This window comes from Cupriavidus sp. UYPR2.512, from assembly GCF_000379565.1.
Taxonomy (GTDB): domain Bacteria; phylum Pseudomonadota; class Gammaproteobacteria; order Burkholderiales; family Burkholderiaceae; genus Cupriavidus.
The window spans coordinates 34,464-55,855 of the sequence record NZ_KB903120.1 but is presented as its reverse complement, the minus strand read 5'-3'; the positions used below and the strand labels follow the sequence as shown (position 1 = coordinate 55,855).

Here is a 21,392-nt window from a genome sequence, read left to right as displayed (position 1 = left end):
CGGCGAAGCTGCTTATTATCCACGATCTGCCGTTGCGCCCAGGGCGCGGGCAATGCTAGGCGCGGCTCCCCGGCGCTTGCGCCAGCAGCCCTGTCCGCGCCTGCCAGGCTTCATAGGCGGCGCGCAGCCGCCAGCCGGACTCCAGGTCGCGCATGCCCAGGCATTGCGCGACCTCGGCCGGCGCCATGCCGGCCTCGAAATGCATGGCGGCGCAGGTATTGCGCAGCGTCTGCGGCGACGCGCGTTCGCTGCGGCCGGCCAGCACGCCGGCCTCATCCAGCAGGATCTCCACGCGCCGGTAGACTGAGGCGGCATGCATCGGCCGCCCCGCGGGCATGGCGGGAAACACCAGGCCGCCAAGCGTGCCGGAGGCTTTGCGCAATGCCAGCCAGGCCCGCAGCGGCGCATGGGCCAGGCTGAACAGCGGCACGGTATAGGCCCGGCCGTTGTCCTCGCGGACCATGCGCAGCGCCATCCGGCCGGGTGCGCCAGCTTCGATGGCATCGACCCGCAGCGCCCGGGCTTCGGCTACCTTCAGGCCGCCGCCGAGCAGCACCGCCAGCAGGGCCGCATCGCGGGCGCGCTTCCATTGGGTCGGCGATGCTGCGGTGTGCATGTCGCCGGCCGGCATGCCGGCCGGGCCGAGTATCCGCGCCACCAGCAGATCGCGCTCGCCCGGCAGCAGGAACGCAGTGGGATCGTTCTCGCCCTCGGCCAGGTGGGCACGCACCGCCTGGCTGGCCGGGTTGTGCATGCCCTCGCGCAGCCGCGCCAGATGATGGAACACCCGTTCGATCAACCGCGTGTAGCGATAGCGGTGCGATTTGTGCAGCTGCTGCGCGTCCAGGAACTCACCGATCTGCTCCGCGGACCAGCTCAGCGGCGGCAGCCCGCGCTCGGCCGACCAGCGCAGCAGCTTGCCCCACATGGCGCGGTACACCACGCTGGTGCCGTGCCGGAAGCCATGCCGTGCCAGCCAGCCGTCGAACGCGCGCTCCGGATGGTCACGCCAGGCGGCCAGGTCGGCATCGAACAAGGCCGCCTGTTCGGGATGGGCAGCGGAGGGCTTAGTGGTCACTGACTCTCCTGCCGGGGGCCGGCGTGCGGGGTTGGGATCCCGCCTATTGTAGACAACCCGTCACTGCGCGGCGGGGCGCCGGCACCATTGGCCCGGCATCGCTTGCACCGTGCCCCGGCGCATGCTACCTTTCCACCCACTATGCAACTGGTTGCATAGAACTGACGCATAAAACCACCTCTCATCCGACCCCGTCAAACGAGACGCCCGCGCACCGACGCCAGCCAAGGAGACCGACGTGACCACCACCAACCTGATTCCCGCCGCACAGGCCTCACTTGAAGCCTGGCACCAGATGCTGGCCAACGGCTCGATGGCAGGGCTCGACGCCATCGTGGCCGATGAAGTGGTGTTCCGCTCGCCGGTCGCGCACACCCCCTATCCCGGCCGCGCCGCCATTGCACTGGTGCTGACCACGGTGAACCAGGTGTTCCAGGACTTCCGTTATCACCGCAGCTTTGTCAGCGAGGACGGCCACAGCGTGGTGCTGGAATTCAGCGCGGCCGTGGACGGCAAGGCGCTCAAGGGCATCGACATGATCCGCTTCGACGACGCCGGCCGCATTGCCGAGTTCGAAGTCATGGTGCGCCCGCGCTCGGGCCTGGAGGCGCTGGCCGCCGCCATGGGCGCGCGCCTGGCCAGCCAGAAGGACGTGCTGTCCGGCGCGGCCTGACGCAACCCTGTTTCGCAGCACCGCTTTTTCGTTTTACCGGATTACCCAGGAGACTTCACCCATGGCCCTTCCCGCCCAACTCCAGAACCGGCTGTCGCTGCCGGTGGTCTGCTCGCCGCTGTTCATCATCTCCAACCCCGACCTGGTCATCGCCCAGTGCAAGGCCGGCGTGGTGGGCTCGTTCCCCGCGCTGAATGCGCGCCCGGCACCCAAGCTGGAAGAATGGCTGGACCGCATCACCACCGAGCTGGCCGAACACGACGCCAGGCACCCTGACCGCCCGTCGGCACCGTTCGCCGTCAACCAGATCGTGCACAAGTCCAACGACCGGCTTGAGCATGACCTGGAGCTGTGCGTGCGCTACAAGGTGCCGATCGTGATCACGTCGCTGGGCGCGCGCAAGGAAGTCAACGACGCAGTGCACTCGTACGGCGGCATCGTGCTGCATGACGTGATCAACAACGCCTTCGCGCGCAAGGCCATCGAGAAGGGTGCGGACGGACTGGTCGCGGTTGCCGCGGGTGCCGGCGGCCATGCCGGCACGCTGTCGCCGTTCGCGCTGCTGCACGAGATCCGCGAATGGTTCGACGGCCCGCTGCTGCTGTCGGGCTCGATCTCCAGTGGCGACGCCATCCTCGCCGCGCAGGCCGCCGGCGCCGACCTGGCCTATATCGGCTCAGCCTTTATCGCCACGCAGGAAGCCAACGCGCAGGACGGCTACAAGCAGATGATCGTCGACAGCACCGCCAGCGACATCGTCTACTCCAACCTGTTCACCGGCGTGCACGGCAACTACCTGCGCGGCAGCATCGAGCGCGCCGGCCTGGACCCGAACGCGCTGCCCGAATCCGATCCGTCGAAGATGAATTTCGGCTCTGCCAGCGTCAAGGCGTGGAAGGATATCTGGGGCGCCGGCCAGGGCGTGGGCGCAATCAAGCGCGTGGTGCCCGCGGGCGAGCTGGTGCGCCGCTTTGCCGAGGAATATGCGCTGGCACGCCGCCGGCTGGGCCTGGGTGAAGCCAGGCAGGCCGGCACGCGTGCCGTCGATCTGGCCTGACGCAGCCAGTTACCTGGCCTGGGAGGCTGTAGCCGCCGCCCGTGCGGGGCGCGGCTACAGCAGCGGCAGCAGTTCCTCGCCCCAGGCCACCCAGTCGTGCTCGAAGCGGATGCCGCGCTGCAGCAGCGCATAGCGCAACTGCTGCGCGCGGTCCATGTCCGGCGCCGAGAAATCGCGCCGCTCGATGGCAAGGTAAGTCTCCAGCCGGGCCCGGTGCAGCGCGATCAGCCGCCGCATCTCGTCACCCAGGCCAAGCGGCCCGATCACCGCATCGGCGCGCAGCTTGACCAGGATTTCCTCGCGCTGGTCCAGGCTGGCGCCGGGGGTCAGCACCCAGCGTGCCAGTTCGTCACGGCCGGCCGGCAACACCTGGTAGACCTTCTTGCGGTTCTTGCGATCGCCGGCACCGGTCTCGCCTTCCACGGCCTCGGCTTCATCCGCGGCAATCCAGCCACTGTCAGCCATCCGTCCCAGCTCGCGATAAATCTGCTGGTGCGTGGCATGCCAGAAATAGCCGATGGAACGGTCAAAGCGCCGCGCCAGGTCATAACCGGACGACGGCTTTTCGATCAGGGAAATCAACAAGGCGTGCTGGGTCGACATGCGTCTGGGCAGTGGCCCGTCCGGGGGGCGATGGAAAAGGTTGGAAGCGGATGCGGCAGACCCGGAACCGAACGCGCCGGTAGCCGCACTTCGCAGGGCTGGCGCTATGGTATCGCAATGCCGGCCTTGCGCTGCGCCCTCAGCGAGGTCGTCATCGGCGTCGCCAACAAATGCCATACATTCATCAAATTTGTCAGTTTAGAAATTTCCTGGCAGACAGAATTAAAAAACGCTGAATAGCATTTCTGCCCTTGATGCAATACATTCCATACATTGAAATCCAGTGCGAGCGCATATCCGCCCCCGGCCGCACCTTGCAGCAATCCTGGAGTGTGTCCATGACCGGAAGAATCCTGCTTACCGAAGAGCGCGACGTGGCCTGGGAAGCCGACGCCGGCGAGCTCCCGTTCGGCATCCTGCCGCCCATGCGCGACAAGGCGCCCATTTACTACCGGCTGCCCGATACGCCGGACGGGCACCATATCAAGGAATATGCCAGCGGGCTGCGCCAGCTGGTGCGTTTCGTCGGCGTCGAAGAACAGGTTGTCAAATTCAGCCTGGGCTGACCAGGCACGTAACCGCTTCCCTGTGGTTGTCTCCTCCGAGCCCGTTCCTGCGGGCAGGGACTTGAACCCGCGAAGTTCGCGGGTTTTTTCTTGTTCTTCCAACCCTTGCGCCAAACGGCTGGTCAATTTCATACAATCCGGGTCTGGAAGCGCTACTACGAACGCATGGCAGGAATATGCATACTGGCTTGGCATCCCGGCCTTCACGGCATTGTGGCGGTGTTCTGGCTGATGGTCGCCAAGCCGGGCTTTGCATGATGCGCCCGCGCTAGACAGACCGGCACGCGGGCGCCGCGTACAGCGCCTGCCTCAGAGCTGCGGCGCACGGCAGGCCGCGCCGTCCGGATTGGCCGACTCCGCCATGCCGAACACCGCCCTGGCGCCGCACTGCGAGCCGAACATGCGTGCCTGGTCGTGGCCCACGCCCACCACTTCATAGGCCTGGTGGCGCAGCACCAGGCCGGTGCCCGACAGGTATCGCTCATAGCGCAGGTAGCCGCGTGCGCGCTGCAGCCGCGTAGGGCCTTCGGCTTCGGCGCCGCAGGCCTTGTCGAGCACGCGGTGGTTGGGGTCGTTGTCTTCTGTGCCGGCCAGGTAGGTCACCTGGCGGCCCGCATAGCGCTGGTACAGCGCCAGGCCGCTGGCACCCTTGGCGTAAGGCACGATGTCCTGCATGCCGTAGCGGTACCTGTCGTAGCCGGGACAGACGGCCTTGTCATACGGTGCGAACGACTTCCCGTCCTCACCCGCAGGACGCACCGGCGTGAAGTAGAGATAGGACGACGGGTTCGCCACCACGTAGCGCAGATCGATGCCGCGCGCACGGATGCGCTCGTCAACGTTGTTCAGCACGGCATAGCGATGCACCACCTGCGCGCCGCCCGAATGCCCAGCCACGGTCACCCTGGTCACCTGCGGCAGGCGCGCCTTGTCGGTGACAAAGGCGACCAGGTCATCGAAGACCTGCAGCGAACTGACCGTGAACGGCGCATTGACCGCGTTCTCACCGCTCATCCAGCCCTGCGCAGACCACTGCGGCATGCTGTCGAACCCCTTGCCCTGGTCCGGCGTGCCGGGGAAGTTGGGCGCGACCAGCAGCACTTCATCAGGATTGCGGCCGCTGGCCTTGAGCAGTGCCGCGCCGGCGGCGTAGTAATCATCGCCGTTGCGCTGCAGGCCGTGCTGCACGAACACCACCTCGCGGATGCGCGACAGGTCGGCGTCGAGACGGTGGTTGGCATAGACCGGGAAATCATAGCCTGCGCCTGCGCCCAGGTGCACCCGTTGCCAGTGCGGCCTGGACGATGCCACCTTGGCCGCCGCCTCGACTGGCTTGCTGGTGACAAAGCGTGCCGGGGGAGCACTGGCGCAGCCAGTCAGTGCGACTAAGGCCATGGTCACGCAGGCGAGGCGCCTGGCCGGCTTCCCTGGCAGGTCGAGAGCGAACGTCTGAAGCATGGATGGCTTCTCCTGTTGGCGTTAGCCCGGCTCGCGGCGCTGGTCAGCCCAGGCGCCTGACCAGGGCAGCTACGTCCGGCCAGGTCACGCGACGAACCATGACCCTGAGGTCCGGGCCGGGGAAATCGTCCTCGAATGCGTCGGATGCCTCACCACCCAGCCGCTCGTAGAAATCGCGCGCCTGCGTATTGGCTTCCAGCACATAGAGAAACAACGGCCGTCCGGGCCAGTGCTCGGCCACACGCTGAGCACAATGCGCCAGCAAACGCTTTCCCAGTCCCTGGCCGTGAAAGGCCGGCAGGACGTGGAGGTTGTCGAGATAAACGCCGAACTGCGGCTCGGCCTCAGGCAGCAGGCAGGCAAAGCCGGCGGCTTCGCCATCGACCATGGCCAGCGTGACTTCCGCCGGGCCGTCCGCGCCGTGGAGCATGCGGGCACGCCAGGCCGCCAGCCGTTCCGGGTAGGCTTGCTCCTGCAGATAGGCGGCCGGCAGCATGCCGGGATAGGTTTGCTGCCAACTGGCGGTGTGCATGGCGGCAAGCCGGTCGGCATCGGCAGCGGTAGCAGGGATCAGTGCAAAATCGGGCATGATTGGCGGCACGAAACGGCGACGGCATAGCGAACGGGTCAGCCTCGCCGCAAAGCCGTCAGGCCAGGAAGCGCTCATTTTGCCAGTTCCATGCCGCGCCCTGCAAAACGCTTGCAAAAGGCGGATTTCGGGCTTGCAATCGGCACGCCGGACCGACCAGCCAGCCGGCCAGTAACCACCCGCGCCAGGAATGAACGCTGCAGCACCCTGCAGGTTACCCGGCACAACGACGAGGAAGCGCTATGTACATGGTCTACTGGTCCGAAGCCAGCGACACCGGACTCAGCCCCCACGCGCAATCATTTCCCGGCGATGCGATGCGTGAAGCCCTGCGCTTTGCCGAAGCGCTGCGCCAGCGCCAGCATGCGGGCGAGCCGGTGAGCTTTGTGACGCTCTGCTCGGAGAATCCCAACGCGGTCGGCCGGGCCGGTGTGGCGGATCCACCGCCGGACTACGAGTGGAAGAAAAGGCGGCCCTGAGGCCGCCTGATGCACCCGCCATGCCCTCAGGCGCCGGCACGCCCAGCCGCAGGCCGCAGCGCCGCGCGCACCACGAAGGCCATCACCACCGCGAATAGCAGCATCGCCGCCAGGAAGTACAGGCCGGCCGAGAGACTGCCGGTGGCGTCCTTAATCACGCCGATGCCATAGGGCCCGAAGTAGCCTCCGAGGTTGGCCAGCGAGTTGATCGTGGCGATGCCCACCGCGGCGCTGGCGCCGGTCAGGAACTCGCCCGGCAGCGCCCATACCACCGCCTGGATCGAATAGATCGAGAACGCCGTCAGGCAGATAAACAGGAACTGCAGCACCGGTGACTGCGCCCATGCGCTCAGCGCCATGGTCACCGCCGCCATGCCAGACACCACCACGATATGGCCATAGCGCTCGCGCTTGCGGTCCGAGTGGCGCGGCACCAGGTAGAGTCCGACCACCGCAAACAGGTATGGCACGGCCGACAGCAGGCCGGTCATCGCATCGGTGACGCCGAACTGCTTGATGATGGTCGGCAGCCACAGCGAGAGCCCGTAGATGCTCAGCGGGAACGGCAGGAACAGCAGCGACAGCAGCAGCACGCGCTTGTCCTTGAGCGCCCGCAGCGGATTGCCGTGGGACTTCAGCGCATACGCAGCCTGGTCGGCGGCCAGTTCACGTTCGATCCAGGCACGGTCGGCCGGTGCCAGCCACGCGGCGCTGGCCGGCGACTCAGGCAGCAGCTTCAGCGTCGGCAGGCACAGCAGCACCGCGGGCAGGCCGCTGAGCACGAACAGTGTCTGCCAGTTGTTCATGCCGAACAGGCCATGGGTCGACAGCACCAGCCCGGCAATCGGTCCGGTGATGATCAGCGCGATCGGCTGCGCCAGCACCAGCAGGCCGATGATGCGCGCGCGGTGCCGCATCGGGAACCACTTGGTGAGGAAGTAAAGGATGCCGGGGTAAAGGCCCGCCTCGGCCGCGCCCAGCAAGAAGCGCAGCACGTAGAAGCTGTGGGGGCCGCTGGTCAGCGCCATCGCCATGGTGATCACGCCCCACGTGAACAGGATGCGCGCAAACCAGCGGCGCGCGCCAAAGCGCTCCAGCGCCAGGTTGCTCGGCACTTCGCAAAGGAAGTAGCCGACGAAGAACAGGCCCGCGCCCAGGCCGTAGGCCGCATCGCTGATGCCGATGGCCGCGTTCATATGCAGCTTGGCGAAGCCCACCACGGAGCGGTCGATATACGCGACCACGTAGATCAACGCGAGGAACGGGATCAGCCGGCGCACCAGCATGCCGATGATGCGGCTTTCCTCCATCGCTTGTGAATGTTCACCCTGTGTCGGGGCGGCGCGCTCCATCGGCGCGGTCTGGGTGCCATGCATGGCGAGTCTCCTATTATTGTTGGGCAGGGTCGCACCGGCTGCGCGGCGGCAGCCGGCGCCGGGGTTCAGTGCGAGTGGCGCGGCACCTCGCGGCCGCGGCAGCCCACCAGGAAGTCCAGGTCGCAGCCCTCGTCGGCCTGCAGCACGTGGTTGACGTAGAGCTTGCGATAGCCACCGCCGGCAGGCGCCTGCAGCGGCTGCACCTCGGCCATGCGGCGCGCGAACTCGGCCTCGTCGATGTCCAGGTGCAGGCGCCCGGCCTCGCAGTCGAGCTCGATCCAGTCGCCGTCGCGCACGATGGCGAGCGGTCCGCCCGCCGCGGCTTCCGGCGCCACGTGCAGCACCACCGTGCCGTAGGCGGTGCCGCTCATGCGCGCATCGGAGATGCGCACCATGTCCTTGACGCCCTGGCGCAGCAACTTGGGCGGCAGGCCCATGTTGCCGACCTCGGCCATGCCCGGGTAGCCGCGCGGGCCGCAGCGCTTTAGCACCAGCACCGAGTTCTCGTCGACATCGAGCGCCTCGTCGACGATGCGTTCCTTGTAGTGCTCCAGGTTCTCGAACACCACCGCACGGCCACGATGGCGCAGCAGCTTCGGCGTGGCGGCGGAAGGCTTGAGCACCGCACCGCGCGGCGACAGGTTGCCGCGCAGGATGCGGATGCTGCCATCGCGGATCAGCGGCTGGTCCAGCGGGCGGATGACCTCTTCGCTGGTGATCGGCGCGTCCCTGACGTTGTCCCAGATAGCCTTGCCGTTCACGGTCAGCGCACCGGGATGCGGCAGCAGGCCTGCCTCACCCAGGCGGCGCAGCACAGCCGGCAGGCCGCCGGCATAGTAGAACTCTTCCATCAGGAAGCGGCCCGACGGCATCAGGTCGACGATGGTCGGCGTATCGCGCCCCACCGTGCTCCAGTCTTCCAGTTCCAGTGGCACGCCGATGCGCCCCGCGATCGCCTTCAGGTGGATCACGGCATTGGTGGAGCCGCCGATCGCGGCATTGACGCGGATCGCGTTCTCGAACGCCTGGCGCGTCAGGATCTTCGACAGCGTCAGGTCCTCCCGCGCCATCTCGACGATGCGGATGCCGGACATGTGCGCCAGCACATAGCGGCGCGCGTCCACTGCGGGAATCGCCGCGTTGTGCGGCAGCGAAGTGCCCAGCGCCTCGGCCATGCACGCCATGGTCGAGGCCGTGCCCATGGTGTTGCAGGTGCCGGCCGAGCGCGACATGCCGCCCTCTGCCGACAGGAACTGGTGCAGGTTGATCTCGCCCGCCTTGAGCGATTCATGCAGCTGCCACACCGCGGTGCCCGAGCCGATGTCCTTGCCGTCGAGCTTGCCGTTGAGCATCGGCCCGCCGGTGACGACGATGGCCGGCACGTCGCAGCTGGCCGCGCCCATCAGCAGCGCCGGCGTGGTCTTGTCGCAGCCGGTCAGCAGCACCACGGCGTCGATCGGGTTGCCGCGGATCGCTTCCTCGACATCCATCGCGGCCAGGTTGCGCGTCAGCATCGCGGTCGGGCGCAGGTTGGATTCGCCGTTGGAGAACACCGGGAATTCGACCGGGAAGCCGCCCGCTTCATACACGCCGCGCCTGACGTGCTCGGCCAGCTTGCGGAAGTGCGCGTTGCAAGGGGTGAGCTCCGACCACGTATTGCAGATGCCGATCACGGGGCGCCCGTCGAAGGCATGGTCGGGGATGCCCTGGTTCTTCATCCAGCTGCGGTACATGAAGCCGTTCTTGTCCGCGCTGCCGAACCACGCCGTCGAGCGCAGCGGCTTGCGTTGCTTGTCCTTGGAATCCGACATGTTGTTCCTGGCGTAATGGCCGCCATGGCTGGCGGCGGGATGGCAGGGACGACGGATCCAGCGGCGTTGCGTCATGGCGACGTGGGCCATGCTGTCTCCGGTCGTTGTGGTTTTGTCCGACGGAGTGTATGCAGCTTGCCGATATGCTACTAATGAAGAGTTCGGCCATTGCCATATCGATTCTGGCATTGGTATTAACCCGTATATTTATGCAAGCCTCCGCCAATTCCCCTGCCCCGGACGCCGCGCCGCTCTGGCAAAGCCACACCCGCATCAAGACCCGGCATCTGTTGCTGCTGCTGGCCGTGGCCGACGAAGGCAGCATCCATCGCGCGGCCGAACGGCTGGCGATGACGCAACCGGCCGCGTCAAAACTGCTGCGTGAACTGGAAGAGATGCTGTCGGTGCCGCTGTTCGAGCGCCTGCCGCGCGGCATGGCGCCGACCGATTACGGCCGGGCCATGATCCGGCATGCGCGCGCGGTGATCGGCAGCCTGAACCAGGCGCGCGAAGAAGTGCTGGCGCTGAAGGCCGGGCGGCTCGGCCATGTGGCGGTCGGCGCGATCACCTCGCCGGGCGTACGGCTGCTGCCGCCGGCGATCGCGCAGATCAAGGCGCGCTACCCGGGCCTGCGCGTGTCCGTGGAGATCGACAACAGCAACGTGCTGCTCGACCGCCTGGGGCAGGAAAAGCTGGACATGGTGGTGGCGCGGCTCTTTCCCGAGCACGACAAGGGACGGCTGCGCTATGAGCCGCTCTCGGAAGAGCCCGTGTGCGCAGTGGTCAGGCCGGACCATCCGATGCTGTCGGCGCAGGGCCTGTCGCTGGCCGACACCACCGAGGCCGCGTGGCTGATCCCGCCGGCGGGCACGGTGCTGCGCCACCGCTTCGAGCTGATGTTCCAGCGCGCCAGCCTGGCGCCGCCGGTCAATGTGGTGGAGACCGCCGCGCTGCTGTTCCTGACGCGCATGGTGAGGCAATCGGACATGATCGCAGTGCTGACCGCCGACGTGGCGCAGTACTACGCCGCATTCGGCATGATCGAGATCCTGCCGATGGAAATGCCCTGCCATATGGACGATTTCGGCCTGATCACGCCGACCGACCGGCTGATGTCGCCGGGCGCGCTGCTGGTGGCCGATGCGCTGCGCGAGACCGGGCAGGCGATCTATGGCGGGCAGGCACCGGCCTGAACCGGCGCCTCCCCTGCTTCAGCCGATGATGTCGAACTGGCTGAAATACGCCTCGTTCAGCTCCAGCCCCAGCCCCGGCAGGTTGTCGTCCAGTTGCAGGTAGCCGTTGTCCGGCGCCGGGTCGCCCTTGAAGATGTAGTAGAACAGTTCGTTGCCGACTTCGACATCGTGCACCGGGAAGTACTCGGCCATCGGCGAAGCCGTTGATGCCATGGTCAGGTGGTAGTTGTGCATCTGCCCGGCGTGCGGAATCACCGGCACCGACCAGGCCTCGGCCATGGCGTTGATCTTCTGCGCCGCGGTGATGCCGCCGACACGGTTGGTGTCGTACTGGATCACGTCCACCGCGCGGCGCTCCAGCAGGTCCTTGAAGCCGTACGAAGTGAACTCATGCTCGCCGCCCGAGATCGGGAACGGGCTTGCCTTCTTCAGCTCGACGTAACCTTCGATATCGTCGGCGATCACCGGCTCTTCGAGCCAGCGCGGGTTGAACTCGGCCAGGCGCGGCAGCATGCGGCGCGCGTATTCCAGGGTCCAGCCCATGTAGCACTCCAGCATGATGTCGACGCCGTCGCCGACCAGCTCGCGCAGCAGGCGCACCTGCTCGAGGTTCTTCTGCATACCGGCGGGGCCGTCCTTGGGGCCGTAGCCGAAGCGCATCTTCATCGCGGTGAAGCCCTGGTCGAGGTAGCCCTGCGCTTCAGCCAGGAACGCGTCGCGGTCGTCGTTGTTATAGAGCTTGGACGCGTAGCACCAGATCTTCTCCTTCGTGCGCCCGCCCAGCAGCTTGAACACCGGCTTGCCGACCGCCTTGCCCATCAGGTCCCACAGCGCGATATCCACCGCCGAGATCGCCGCCATGCCGATGCCCTTGCGGCCCCAGGCATGGGTGCGGCGGTACATCTTCTGCCACAGGTATTCGTTGTCGAACGGGTCCTGGCCGATCACTACCGGCGCCAGGTACTGGTCGACGATCTCCTTGGCCACGCGCGGCGCCAGCGCGCAGTTGCCGATGCCGACCAGGCCGGTATCGGTCTCCACTTCCACCACCAGCCAGCCATGGAAGCGGAACGAACCCATGGCGTCGCCGCGCTCAAACAGGATGTCGGTGGCGTTGGTGCAGAAATGCGCCTGCGGCGGCACGGTCTTGCCCTTCCATTCAAAGACGCGGGCGCGGACGTTGGTGATCTTCATGTTCAGCTCCTGGTGGCAATGCGTTGGCGCGAACGCTCCCCGGCCGCGCCGGGGGGGCGGTCTTGCTGCTGTGGGTGTGTGAAGGTAGTGGCTAGGCCGCGGCGCGGCGCTGCGCACCCATGCGGCAGGCAATCTGGAATGCCTGCAGCGTGGCGCCCGGATCGGCGCGGCCCTGCTGGGTGATGTCGAACGCGGTGCCATGCGCGGGCGTGGTGATCGGCACCGGCAGCCCGCCCTGCACCGTCACGCCGCGCGAGAAGCCCATCAGCTTGATGCCGATCTGGCCCTGGTCGTGGTACATGGTGACGATGGCATCGAACTGCCGCTGCGACGGCCCGCCCTGTACCTTCAGGAAGATGGTGTCGGCCGGGAACGGGCCGTCGGCCGCCACGCCGCGCTCACGCGCCGCGGCCACGGCCGGGGCGATCACGTCGATCTCTTCGCGGCCGAAAGCGCCGTTGTCGCCGTTGTGCGGGTTCAGGCCGCACACCGCGAGGCGCGGGCGCGCCATGCCGGCACGGCGCAGCGCCTGGTCGATCAGGTCGATGGCACCGCCCACGCTTTCCTGCGTGATCATCGCCGGCACGTCCTTGAGCGCCACGTGCGAAGTCACGCGCGAGGTCCACAGCCCGTCCAGAACATTGAATTCGCAGAAGTTGCCGTGGTAGCCGAGCTGCTCGGCAAACCAGTGCAGCTCATCGCTGTGCGCCATGCCGGCGGCGTGCAGCGAGCTCTTGTTCAGCGGCCCGAACAGGATCGCGTCGGCCTGGCCCGCTTGCGCCAGCTGCAGCGCCAGCGCCAGCGTGCCCAGGCTGTAGCGCCCGCCTTCGGCGCTGGCTTCGCCGCGCGCATACGCGGGGCGCTCCGGCAACTGCCAGTGGTACAGGCGGGGCTTGCCGTCATCGGCGAAGGCCGGCATATCGGTCTCTGCCAACGCCAGGTCAACCCCTGCGATCTGCATGCCGTGGCGCCATTCGCCGCGGTCGGCGATCAGCAGGATCTCGGCCTGGGCCGCGGTCAGGGGATCGGCCAGCAGCCTGGCAATCAGTTCGGGACCGATGCCGGCGGGGTCGCCCAGCACGATGGCGATTCTTGGACGGGAATTCATTGGACTTCCGGAGGATTATTGGTCGAGCTTGACGCCCAGTTCAGCGATCAGCTTGCCATAGCGCGCATATTCGGCACGCGAGAAGGCATCGAACTGCGCCGCGGTCAGCGTGCCGGGCACCGCGCCCACGTCGGCCAGCCGGCGCACGGTGTCAGGGTCCTTGATCACCGTGGCCAGCGCGCTGCCCAGCTTCTGCAGCGTCGCGGGCGGCGTGCCGGCCGGCGCATAGACCCCGTACCACGCGCTCATCTGGATGCCGGGCACGCCCGCTTCAGCCAGCATGGGCACGTTGGGCAGCAGCGCCGAGCGCTGGTCCGCGGTGACCGCCAGCGCACGCAGCTTGCCGGCCTTGATATGGCTGATGACAGACGGCATGGTCTCGAAGCTCATGTCCACCTGCCCGCCCATCAGGTCCACCAGCGCGCTGCTGCTGCTCTTGTACGGCACGTGCAGCAGCTTGCCCTTGATCTGCCGCGCGAAGGACGCGCCGGCCAGGTGCTGGGTGCTGCCGACTCCGGACGAGCTGTAGCGGAACTTGTCCGGATTGGCCTGGATCTGCGCCACCAGCGCCTTGACGTCGCCCGCCTGCACCTGGTTGTTGACCACCAGCACATTGGGCACGGTCGACACCAGCGCCACCGGGGCCAGGTCCTTGAGCGGATCGAACTGCAGCTTGAGCAGGTGCGGCGCGATCGCTTGCGAAGTCACCACGCCCATCAGCAGCGTGTTGCCGTCCGGCGCCGCCTTGGCGGTCAGGTCCGCGGCAATGGTGTTGGACGCGCCGGGGCGGTTGTCCACCACGACCGGCTGCTTCAGCTGCGCGGCGAGCTTGTCGGAGACGATGCGCGCCATCACGTCGGTGCCGCCGCCGGGCGCGGCGCCCACCATCAGCCGCACCGGCCGTGTGTCCTGCGCCCAGGCATTGCCTGCTACTGCCGCCACCGTGGCCAGGCCGGCGAGTGCGCCGGCGATCCATGTCTTCATTGCTGTCTCCGTCGTTTTGCTGTCCGGCTCTGCGGCGCGGATGGGCAGACTATAGGAGCATCAGCGATTCGCCACCACTGATGTTTTTTGAATTGGCGATCACCTGGTGTTATACCTCCGCAGCCGCCTGCCGCGCGGTGCGTGGCAATGCCTTCAGGATCGCGACCAGCTGCCGCGCCGCCGCGGACAAGGCGCCGCCGCGCCGCGTCACGATGCCGAAAGTCTGCTGCCGCGACTGCAGCCGCACCGGCAGGATGCGCAGCATCTTCTGGCGCACGAACATCGCCGCCACGCCGGTTGGCAGCAGCGACACCATCGCGGGGTCGCCCTGCAGCATGGCGACGGTGACCAGGGCCGACGAGGTCGAGATCGTATTGGCGGGGAAGCTCATGCCGGCCAGGTCCAGCTCGCGCTGCAGCAGCGCATGCATCGGCATATGGCCGGCATAGGTGATCCAGCGATAACCTGCGAGGTCGGCAAACCCCATTGACGTGGCGCGCGGCGCGGGATGCGCATGGCCGGCCACGACCGCCACCTGCTCATCGCCGAGCGCGTGGTAGTGGTACCGCGCCGGTTCATCGCTGACCAGCGAGCGGCCGATCACCAGGTCGAGGTGGCCGTCGTCGAGCAGCCCCAGCAGGCGCAGGCTGGTGTCCTCGATGATCTCCAGCGCCAGTTCCGGCTGCGCCTCGCGCAACTGTGCCAGCGCCGGCACCAGCACCTCGGGCACCGCGCCCATGATCACGCCGATGGCCACGCGCCCGCCGCTGCCGGCGCGGATACCCGCCACCTCCTCGCACATAGCGCCCAGGTCCGCCACCAGCTGGCGCGCGTGCCGGATTACGCAATGGCCAAAGGCATTGGGGCGCATGCCGCGTTTGGAGCGCTCGAACAACGGCGCTTCCAGCATGCCCTCCAGCTCCTGCAGCGACTTGCTCGCCGCCGACTGGGTCATGGCCATCGCGGCGGCGGCCTGGTGCAGCGAGGGGTGTTCGTCCAGCGCGATCAGCAATTGCAGCTGCTTCATGCGCAGGCGGCCGGTCAGGGTGTCGAGGGTAGATTTCATGACCGAGGCTGTGAGTCGCAAAAGCGATCACCAGATGGAAAGGTTTCAATATACAGCCCGCGGGGCGGCTCGTATATTGACCCGATCCAAAGCATAAGCAGCCGGAGGAGACCATGACCCGCACCCCATCCCCCACCGTCTACCGCGGCGTATTCCCGGTAGCGCCCACCATCTTCGACGCCCAGGGCGGCCTTGACCTCGACGGCCAGCGCCGCTGCATCGACTTCATGATCGATGCGGGTTCGCACGGCATCTGCATCCTGGCCAACTTCTCCGAGCAGTTCGTGCTCAGCGACGACGAGCGCAACGTGCTGATGAAGACCGTGCTGGAACATGTGGACGGCCGCGTGCCGGTGATCGTCACCACCACGCATTTCAGCTCGCGCCTGTGCGCCGAGCGCAGCCGCGCGGCGCAGGACGCGGGCGCGGCCATGGTGATGGTGATGCCGCCCTACCACGGCGCCACCATCCGCGTGCCCGAGCGCAGCATCCATGAGTTCTTCGCCACGGTCTCGGATGCCATCGACATTCCCATCATGATCCAGGACGCGCCGGTCAGCGGCACCACGCTGAGCGCACCGTTCCTGGCGCGCATGGCGCGCGAGATCGGCAATGTGTCGTACTTCAAGATCGAAGTGCCGCAGGCCGCGGCCAAGCTGCGCGAGCTGATCGAACTGGGCGGCGACGCCATCGTCGGCCCCTGGGACGGCGAAGAGGCCATCACGCTGATGGCCGACCTGGAAGCGGGCGCCACCGGCGCCATGACCGGCGCGGGCTTTCCCGACGGCATCCGCCAGATCCTCGATGCCTGGCAGGCCGGCGACGCCGAACTGGCCGCGCAGCGCTACCAGCAATGGCTGCCGCTGATCAACTACGAGAACCGGCAAGGCTGGCTGGCCACCAGCAAAGTGCTGATGCAGGCAGGCGGCGTGATCGCGTCGGACGCGGTGCGCCACCCGCTGCAGCCGATGCACCCGGCCACCCGCGAAGGGCTGCTGAAGATTGCGCGCCGGCTCGATCCGCTGGTGCTGCGCTGGGCCCGCTGATCTCATCGAAAGGACAAGCATGACCCTCTCAGGCGAACTCCTGATCGGCCGCAGCGCGGAACGCGGCGGCAACGGCACCATCCACGCCATCGACGCGGCCAGCGGCGCCACCCTCGAACCGGCATTCGGCGGCGCCACGGCGGCGCAGCTCGACCGGGCCTGCGCGCTGGCGTGGCGGGCATTGGACGCCTATCGCGAGACCACACCCGAGCGGCGCGCCGATTTCCTCGACGCCATCGCCGCCAATATCCTGGCGCTGGGCGATGCCCTGATCGATCGCTGCACCAGTGAATCCGGCCTGCCGCGCGCCCGCATCGAAGGCGAGCGCGGCCGCACCGTGGGGCAGTTGCGCCTGTTCGCCGGCCTTCTGCGCCAGGGCGATTTCCTCGAGCTTCGCGTCGATCCCGCGCAGCCCGAACGCAAGCCGCTGCCGCGCCCGGACCTGCGCCTGCGCCAGATCCCGCTGGGCCCGGTCGCGGTGTTCGGCGCCAGCAATTTCCCGCTGGCGTTCTCGGTGGCGGGCGGCGATACCGCGTCGGCGCTGGCCGCCGGCTGCCCCGTCATCGTCAAGGCGCATCCGGCGCACCCGGGCACGTCGGAACTGGTGGGCCGCGCGATCCGCAAGGCCGTTGACGACATGGCGCTGCCCGAAGGCACCTTCTCGCTGCTGTTCGACGCCGGACTGGAGGTAGGGCAAGGGCTGGTGGCGGACCCGCGCATCAAGGCTGTCGGCTTCACCGGCTCGCGCGCCGGCGGCATGGCGCTGATGGCGATCGCGGCCGCGCGCGCCGAACCCATCCCGGTCTATGCCGAGATGAGCAGCGTCAACCCCGTGCTGCTGTTCCCGCAGGCGCTGGCCAGCCGCGCCGAAGCCATCGGCACCGCCTTCGCCGATTCGCTGACGCTGGGCGCGGGGCAGTTCTGCACCAATCCCGGCCTGGTGCTGGCCGTTGCGGGCAGCGACCTGGATCGCTTCGCGCAAGCCGCGTCGGCACGGCTGGCCACGCTGCCCGCGGCGACGATGCTGACGCCCGGCATCCATCGCGCCTATTGCGCTGGCGTCGCGTCGCTCGCCAGCCATGCGCAGGTGCACACCGTGGCCCGCGGCGCAGCCGGCGCGGCCACGCAGGGACAGGCCGCGCTGTTCGCCACCGACGCCGCGGCGTTCCTGGCCGACCCCGCGCTGCGCCACGAAGTCTTCGGCGCCGCCGCGTTGGTCGTGCGCTGCCGCGACCTTGCCGAAATGCGGCGCGTCATCGACGCACTGGAAGGCCAGCTGACCGCCGCGCTCCATATCGACGATGCCGACCACGACGCCGCCCGCAGCTTTCTGCCCGCGCTGGAGCGCCTGGCGGGGCGCATCCTGGTCAATGGCTTTGGCACAGGGGTCGAGGTCGGGCATGCGATGGTGCATGGCGGGCCCTGGCCGGCAACCTCGGACGGCCGCAGCACCTCGGTCGGCAGCCTCGCCATCGCGCGCTTTCTGCGCCCGGTCAGCTACCAGGACATGCCGCCCGGCCTGCTGCCTGCGTCGCTGCGCCCGGACAGCCCGCAACGCCACGCGTGGCGCCTCGACGGCAAGCGGCAAGGCATGCCTGGCTGAGGCTCACCTCGACAACGCCCGCAGCGCGTCGATCAGCAGGCTCATCGATGCCGTCGGCGGGCGGCCCCGCCGCGTGACGATGCCATAGGGCCCAAGCTTGCGCGGCAGGGGCAGCGGCAATACCGCCAGCGCACCAAGCCGGCCGTAGTAGGCGGCGACCGACTCCGGCAACACCGCAATCAGTTCGCTGTCCGCCAGCAACGACGTGGTCATCAGCACCGCCGCGGTCTCGATGGTCGACGGCGGCGCCGGCACGCCCGCGTCCTCGAACGAGCGGTCGATCAGCGCGCGCATCGGGCTGGGGCGCGGCTGCATGATCCACGGGTAGCGGGCCAGTTCCTCGAACGACAGCTTGCGCCGCCGCGCCAGCGGATGCTGGGGCCCGACCACAATGGCCAGGCCCTCGTCACCCAACTGCTCGAACTCCAGGCCGCTGCTGTCCCAGCTCTCCGGCACGCGGCCCAGCACGACATCGAGCTGGTCACGCTCCAGCAGCGGCACCAGCAGGTCGCTGGTTTCCACCTGCACCGCCACCTCCAGCCGCGGATGATCGCGGTTAAGCTGGCGGATCGCTTCGGCGAGCAATCCCGGCGCAGGCGCCATCACGGCGCCCACGCGCACGCGGCCGATCTTGCCTGACTCCAGCGCCACCAGCTCATCGCGCAGCCCGCCCATGTCGGCAAATACCAGCCGCGCATAACGCGTGGCGGCCAGGCCGAAGCGCGTCGCCCGCAGCCCCCGCGCATGGCGCTCGAACAGCGGCACGCCGAGCAGGTCTTCCATATCCTGCAGCATCTTGCTGACCGCAGGCTGGGTCAGCGTCAGGGCCTCGGCGGCCTGGCGCAGGGAGCCGCGCTCTTCCACCGCCAGCAGCAGGCGCAGGTGCTGCATCTTCAGGCGGCCGTGGAGAGTGCTGACGGGTGGGATCATGGGCAGGGCGAAGCATCGTGAGGGCAGGCTGTTGCCTGCGATCACAGATTCTTATCGCTTCGCCCCGGATGGTCAAGGCGGGTATATCACTGCCACGCCGTCGGCGCCCCACACCGGATTACTGCTTGGGCGAGTCCAGCGAGACTTTCGATGGGGTGATGTCCCCGACATCCTCCCACGCCTTCGTGTCGAAACGGAATTTGGCGACGGCGCAGGTAGGCATGTCGGTGATTTCGTCCGACAGGCGATGCGCGAAGTCAGTGATTTCGGGGTTGTGACCGAACAGCATCACGCAATCGAACTTCTTGTCGAGCGCACGCACGACGGCCAGCAGTTCCTCGGCACTGGTGGCGTACAGCCGGTCATCGAGCGCGATGTCCTTGCGTGCATGGCCGAGTTCGTCGGCAATCAGTTGCGCTGTCGTCAGCGCACGCAGGGCCGGACTCGACAGGAGCAGGTCGGGCTTCAGCTTGCGCTCGGCCAGGCGCTTGCCCATTTCCGGGGCGTCGTGCCGGCCACGGTCGTTCAGGGGGCGCTCACGGTCGGGCAAGGCGGGGTCATCCTTACTTGACTTGGCATGCCGGACGAGAAACAAAGTCTTCATAGTCCCTCCTGATCCATCGGGATTGTTGTCGATTTCGCACATCGGCAGACCGGCAGACTTAGGCTGGCCGCGCCGCTACGTCCGCCCTATAGTGGACTTGGGTGGGAGCAATTGCAACGCGATGAACGGCAAAGCGCCCATCTCTCGGAGGGCAGCGCCATGCGGAGCCATTCAGATGCCATAGAGGTTGTGATCCGCGCCGGCGGCGTGGACCTGCAAGGCATCCTCACCTTGCCCCCGGGCGCCGGCGCATTGGTCGTGTTTGCGCACGGCACGGGGAGTTCCCGGCATAGCCCGCGCAATCGCTACGTGGCCGCCGAACTTAATCGCTGCGGCATGGGAACGCTGCTGATGGACCTGCTCCTGCCGGACGAAGACCAGGTGCAGGCCATCCGCTTCGACGTCGAACTCCTGGCGACACGGCTGGCACAGGCGACAAGCTGGGTGGCGCGGCAGCCAGCCGTGCCACAGCGGTTCGGCTACTTCGGCGCCAGCGTTGGTGGCGCCGCGTCGATCCGTGCCGCGTGCCAGTCGCCAATCCCGATACAGGCCGTCGTTTCGCGCGGGGGCAGGGTCGACCTGGCGGGTCCCGACGCCCTTGCGCAACTGCTTGCGCCCACCATGCTGATCATCGGCGGGCTGGATGTGAGCGTCCTGGAACGCAATGAGTCGGCCTTTGCCCAGCTGACATGCACGAAGAAGCTGGTGATCGTGCCCGGCGCCTCCCATTTGTTCGAGGAGCCCGGCGCACTGGAGTCAGTTGCCCGCCTGGCGGCGCAGTGGTTCGAGCGATATCTCTGCAAAGCGTCGTCCTGACGGGGGCCTGCAATCTGCCCCTGGCGTCGAAGGTACAATGCCCGGGCCCGGCCTGACGGCCATCCGGGCACTGTCACTTTCGCAAACCTCTCAGGGAACAGGACACCACCCATGCGCGACCCCAGCCGGGCGTTCCTCCTCGGTCCGCTGCTCAAAGGCGTCTCGCGTTCGTTCTACCTCACGCTGCGCGTGCTGCCGGCCCGGATGCGCGATCCGGTCGGCCTGGCCTATCTGCTCGCGCGCGCCGCGGACACGATTGCCGATACCTCGCTAATCCCGCCACATCGGCGCCTGGCGCTGCTGTTGTCGTTGCGCGGCCAGGTCAACGGTGCAACCGCAGACGCGGCGCTGGCCGACAGCATCGCCACCGAGGTGGCAGGCCGGCAGGAACAGTCGGATGAGCGCATCCTGCTCGAGTCACTGGGCCCTGCGCTGGCGGTGCTGGCGCAGCTGGAGCCGGACGATCAGCAAGCGGTACGGCAGATCGTATCGACCCTGAGCGAGGGCATGGAATTCGACCTGCGAACGTTCCCCGATGAACGCGCAGGCCGCATCGTCGCGCTTGGCGAACCGGAAGCGCTTGACCGTTACACGTACCTGGTCGCCGGATGCGTCGGCGAATTCTGGACCACCATGACTGCCGCCCACATGCCCGGCGCAATCGGCATGCCCGACACCATGCTGCGTCGCGGGATCCGCTTCGGCAAGGCCTTGCAGATGACCAATGTCCTGCGCGACTGCGGCAAGGACCTGCGCATCGGCCGCTGCTATCTCCCGGCCACGATGCTGAAGCAGTACGGGCTGCGCCCGCAGGACCTGCTGCTGCCGGATGCCTCGCTGCGCGCGCGGGCCTTGATGCGCGAGCTCGTGCGCAAGACGCTGGAGCACTTTTGCGAGGCCATGGCGTACACGCTTGCCATTCCCCCGCGCTTTATCCGGCTGCGGCTGGCTTGCCTGTGGCCCGTCCTCATCGGCATGGAAACGCTGTTGCTCCTGGTGCGCAACGACGACTGGCTGGACCCGGCAAAGACATCCCGGCTGCCGCGCAGCAAGGTATATCGGATCATTGCGTATTCGCTGCCGATGGTCCTGTCGAACAGCCTGTTGCGCATCTGGTTTGCGCGCCAGATGCGCAACATCGATGCTGTCATGCGCTGA

General features: G+C 67.6%; 22 protein-coding genes. 10 read left to right on the top strand and 12 right to left on the bottom strand.

Annotation, left to right across the window (positions count from 1 at the left end):
- Positions 1–55: 55 nt before the first annotated feature.
- Complete coding sequence (locus tag A3A5_RS0123110; protein WP_018312874.1) at positions 56–1,078, bottom strand: tyrosine-type recombinase/integrase; 1,023 nt, start codon at positions 1,076–1,078, stop codon at positions 56–58.
- Positions 1,079–1,316: 238 nt separating this feature from the next.
- Between A3A5_RS0123110 and A3A5_RS0123105 the strand changes: the two genes are divergently transcribed.
- Positions 1,317–1,751, top strand: a complete 435-nt coding sequence (locus A3A5_RS0123105) for a nuclear transport factor 2 family protein (protein ID WP_018312873.1) — start codon at positions 1,317–1,319, stop codon at positions 1,749–1,751.
- 61 nt (positions 1,752–1,812) lie between these two features.
- Positions 1,813–2,808 (top strand): nitronate monooxygenase family protein, encoded by a 996-nt coding sequence (locus A3A5_RS0123100; protein ID WP_018312872.1) that lies wholly within the window; start codon positions 1,813–1,815, stop codon positions 2,806–2,808.
- 54 nt (positions 2,809–2,862) lie between these two features.
- On the opposite strand, the gene A3A5_RS0123095 is transcribed toward A3A5_RS0123100, so the two are convergent.
- The gene (locus A3A5_RS0123095; protein WP_018312871.1) at positions 2,863–3,411 is read right to left on the bottom strand and encodes a PadR family transcriptional regulator; all 549 of its coding nucleotides are present in this window, start codon (positions 3,409–3,411) and stop codon (positions 2,863–2,865) included.
- A 338-nt stretch (positions 3,412–3,749) separates the two neighbouring features.
- Between A3A5_RS0123095 and A3A5_RS0123090 the strand changes: the two genes are divergently transcribed.
- On the top strand, positions 3,750–3,977 hold the full coding sequence (locus A3A5_RS0123090) for a hypothetical protein (RefSeq protein ID WP_018312870.1): 228 nt from the start codon (positions 3,750–3,752) through the stop codon (positions 3,975–3,977).
- A gap of 90 nt (positions 3,978–4,067) precedes the next feature.
- A complete protein-coding gene (locus tag A3A5_RS43545) occupies positions 4,068–4,235 on the top strand; it encodes a hypothetical protein (RefSeq protein WP_157637284.1) in 168 nt (55 codons plus the stop codon).
- 51 nt (positions 4,236–4,286) lie between these two features.
- Here the strand turns inward: A3A5_RS43545 and A3A5_RS0123085 are convergent, their stop codons facing one another.
- Together A3A5_RS0123085 and A3A5_RS0123080 are read right to left on the bottom strand one after the other, a co-directional pair.
- Entirely contained in the window at positions 4,287–5,435 is a 1,149-nt protein-coding gene (locus A3A5_RS0123085; protein WP_018312869.1) for a hypothetical protein, read from the bottom strand.
- 43 nt (positions 5,436–5,478) lie between these two features.
- Positions 5,479–6,024, bottom strand: coding sequence for a GNAT family N-acetyltransferase (locus A3A5_RS0123080; protein WP_018312868.1), 546 nt, complete (start codon positions 6,022–6,024; stop codon positions 5,479–5,481).
- A gap of 242 nt (positions 6,025–6,266) precedes the next feature.
- Between A3A5_RS0123080 and A3A5_RS0123075 the strand changes: the two genes are divergently transcribed.
- A complete protein-coding gene (locus A3A5_RS0123075; RefSeq protein WP_018312867.1) occupies positions 6,267–6,503 on the top strand; it encodes a hypothetical protein in 237 nt (78 codons plus the stop codon).
- 26 nt (positions 6,504–6,529) lie between these two features.
- Here A3A5_RS0123075 and A3A5_RS0123070 read toward each other — a convergent pair whose 3' ends face one another.
- Positions 6,530–7,879: an MFS transporter gene (locus tag A3A5_RS0123070; RefSeq protein WP_018312866.1), complete on the bottom strand. Its 1,350-nt coding sequence runs from the start codon at positions 7,877–7,879 to the stop codon at positions 6,530–6,532.
- 65 nt (positions 7,880–7,944) lie between these two features.
- Complete coding sequence (locus A3A5_RS0123065) at positions 7,945–9,690, bottom strand: IlvD/Edd family dehydratase (RefSeq protein WP_026201031.1); 1,746 nt, start codon at positions 9,688–9,690, stop codon at positions 7,945–7,947.
- 209 nt (positions 9,691–9,899) lie between these two features.
- Between A3A5_RS0123065 and A3A5_RS0123060 the strand changes: the two genes are divergently transcribed.
- Positions 9,900–10,883, top strand: coding sequence for a LysR substrate-binding domain-containing protein (locus A3A5_RS0123060; protein WP_018312864.1), 984 nt, complete (start codon positions 9,900–9,902; stop codon positions 10,881–10,883).
- A gap of 18 nt (positions 10,884–10,901) precedes the next feature.
- Here A3A5_RS0123060 and A3A5_RS0123055 read toward each other — a convergent pair whose 3' ends face one another.
- The 4 genes from A3A5_RS0123055 to A3A5_RS0123040 form a co-directional block, all read right to left on the bottom strand.
- Positions 10,902–12,077, bottom strand: a complete 1,176-nt coding sequence (locus A3A5_RS0123055) for an L-rhamnonate dehydratase (RefSeq protein WP_018312863.1) — start codon at positions 12,075–12,077, stop codon at positions 10,902–10,904.
- Positions 12,078–12,168: 91 nt separating this feature from the next.
- Positions 12,169–13,185 (bottom strand): 4-hydroxythreonine-4-phosphate dehydrogenase PdxA, encoded by a 1,017-nt coding sequence (locus tag A3A5_RS0123050; protein WP_018312862.1) that lies wholly within the window; start codon positions 13,183–13,185, stop codon positions 12,169–12,171.
- A 15-nt stretch (positions 13,186–13,200) separates the two neighbouring features.
- Positions 13,201–14,169, bottom strand: coding sequence for a tripartite tricarboxylate transporter substrate binding protein (locus A3A5_RS0123045; RefSeq protein ID WP_018312861.1), 969 nt, complete (start codon positions 14,167–14,169; stop codon positions 13,201–13,203).
- A 109-nt stretch (positions 14,170–14,278) separates the two neighbouring features.
- Positions 14,279–15,235: a LysR substrate-binding domain-containing protein gene (locus A3A5_RS0123040; protein WP_018312860.1), complete on the bottom strand. Its 957-nt coding sequence runs from the start codon at positions 15,233–15,235 to the stop codon at positions 14,279–14,281.
- A gap of 113 nt (positions 15,236–15,348) precedes the next feature.
- On the opposite strand from A3A5_RS0123040, the gene A3A5_RS0123035 reads away from it, so the two are divergent.
- Both A3A5_RS0123035 and A3A5_RS0123030 read left to right on the top strand, forming a co-directional pair.
- Positions 15,349–16,281, top strand: a complete 933-nt coding sequence (locus A3A5_RS0123035; RefSeq protein WP_018312859.1) for a dihydrodipicolinate synthase family protein — start codon at positions 15,349–15,351, stop codon at positions 16,279–16,281.
- 19 nt (positions 16,282–16,300) lie between these two features.
- Positions 16,301–17,884 (top strand): aldehyde dehydrogenase (NADP(+)), encoded by a 1,584-nt coding sequence (locus tag A3A5_RS0123030; RefSeq protein ID WP_018312858.1) that lies wholly within the window; start codon positions 16,301–16,303, stop codon positions 17,882–17,884.
- A 3-nt stretch (positions 17,885–17,887) separates the two neighbouring features.
- Here the strand turns inward: A3A5_RS0123030 and A3A5_RS0123025 are convergent, their stop codons facing one another.
- Positions 17,888–18,814 carry a LysR family transcriptional regulator gene (locus A3A5_RS0123025; RefSeq protein WP_018312857.1) on the bottom strand — a complete coding sequence of 309 codons (927 nt, stop codon included), beginning with the start codon at positions 18,812–18,814 and terminating at the stop codon, positions 17,888–17,890.
- A gap of 118 nt (positions 18,815–18,932) precedes the next feature.
- Positions 18,933–19,418 (bottom strand): histidine phosphatase family protein, encoded by a 486-nt coding sequence (locus tag A3A5_RS0123020; RefSeq protein ID WP_026201030.1) that lies wholly within the window; start codon positions 19,416–19,418, stop codon positions 18,933–18,935.
- Positions 19,419–19,577: 159 nt separating this feature from the next.
- On the opposite strand from A3A5_RS0123020, the gene A3A5_RS0123015 reads away from it, so the two are divergent.
- A complete protein-coding gene (locus tag A3A5_RS0123015) occupies positions 19,578–20,234 on the top strand; it encodes a dienelactone hydrolase family protein (RefSeq protein WP_026201029.1) in 657 nt (218 codons plus the stop codon).
- A gap of 111 nt (positions 20,235–20,345) precedes the next feature.
- A complete protein-coding gene (locus A3A5_RS0123010; RefSeq protein ID WP_018312854.1) occupies positions 20,346–21,392 on the top strand; it encodes a phytoene/squalene synthase family protein in 1,047 nt (348 codons plus the stop codon).

Coding starts and splice junctions, on each gene's coding strand:
- A3A5_RS0123100 (WP_018312872.1), top strand. CDS start 1,813: ATGGCCCTTCCCGCCCAACTCCAGAACCGGCTGTCGCTGCCGGTGGTC.
- A3A5_RS0123095 (WP_018312871.1), bottom strand. CDS start 3,411: ATGTCGACCCAGCACGCCTTGTTGATTTCCCTGATCGAAAAGCCGTCG.
- A3A5_RS0123090 (WP_018312870.1), top strand. CDS start 3,750: ATGACCGGAAGAATCCTGCTTACCGAAGAGCGCGACGTGGCCTGGGAA.
- A3A5_RS0123085 (WP_018312869.1), bottom strand. CDS start 5,435: ATGCTTCAGACGTTCGCTCTCGACCTGCCAGGGAAGCCGGCCAGGCGC.
- A3A5_RS0123080 (WP_018312868.1), bottom strand. CDS start 6,024: ATGCCCGATTTTGCACTGATCCCTGCTACCGCTGCCGATGCCGACCGG.
- A3A5_RS0123075 (WP_018312867.1), top strand. CDS start 6,267: ATGTACATGGTCTACTGGTCCGAAGCCAGCGACACCGGACTCAGCCCC.
- A3A5_RS0123070 (WP_018312866.1), bottom strand. CDS start 7,879: ATGCATGGCACCCAGACCGCGCCGATGGAGCGCGCCGCCCCGACACAG.
- A3A5_RS0123065 (WP_026201031.1), bottom strand. CDS start 9,690: ATGTCGGATTCCAAGGACAAGCAACGCAAGCCGCTGCGCTCGACGGCG.
- A3A5_RS0123060 (WP_018312864.1), top strand. CDS start 9,900: ATGCAAGCCTCCGCCAATTCCCCTGCCCCGGACGCCGCGCCGCTCTGG.
- A3A5_RS0123055 (WP_018312863.1), bottom strand. CDS start 12,077: ATGAAGATCACCAACGTCCGCGCCCGCGTCTTTGAATGGAAGGGCAAG.
- A3A5_RS0123050 (WP_018312862.1), bottom strand. CDS start 13,185: ATGAATTCCCGTCCAAGAATCGCCATCGTGCTGGGCGACCCCGCCGGC.
- A3A5_RS0123045 (WP_018312861.1), bottom strand. CDS start 14,169: ATGAAGACATGGATCGCCGGCGCACTCGCCGGCCTGGCCACGGTGGCG.
- A3A5_RS0123040 (WP_018312860.1), bottom strand. CDS start 15,235: ATGAAATCTACCCTCGACACCCTGACCGGCCGCCTGCGCATGAAGCAG.
- A3A5_RS0123035 (WP_018312859.1), top strand. CDS start 15,349: ATGACCCGCACCCCATCCCCCACCGTCTACCGCGGCGTATTCCCGGTA.
- A3A5_RS0123030 (WP_018312858.1), top strand. CDS start 16,301: ATGACCCTCTCAGGCGAACTCCTGATCGGCCGCAGCGCGGAACGCGGC.
- A3A5_RS0123025 (WP_018312857.1), bottom strand. CDS start 18,814: ATGATCCCACCCGTCAGCACTCTCCACGGCCGCCTGAAGATGCAGCAC.
- A3A5_RS0123020 (WP_026201030.1), bottom strand. CDS start 19,418: ATGAAGACTTTGTTTCTCGTCCGGCATGCCAAGTCAAGTAAGGATGAC.
- A3A5_RS0123015 (WP_026201029.1), top strand. CDS start 19,578: ATGCGGAGCCATTCAGATGCCATAGAGGTTGTGATCCGCGCCGGCGGC.
- A3A5_RS0123010 (WP_018312854.1), top strand. CDS start 20,346: ATGCGCGACCCCAGCCGGGCGTTCCTCCTCGGTCCGCTGCTCAAAGGC.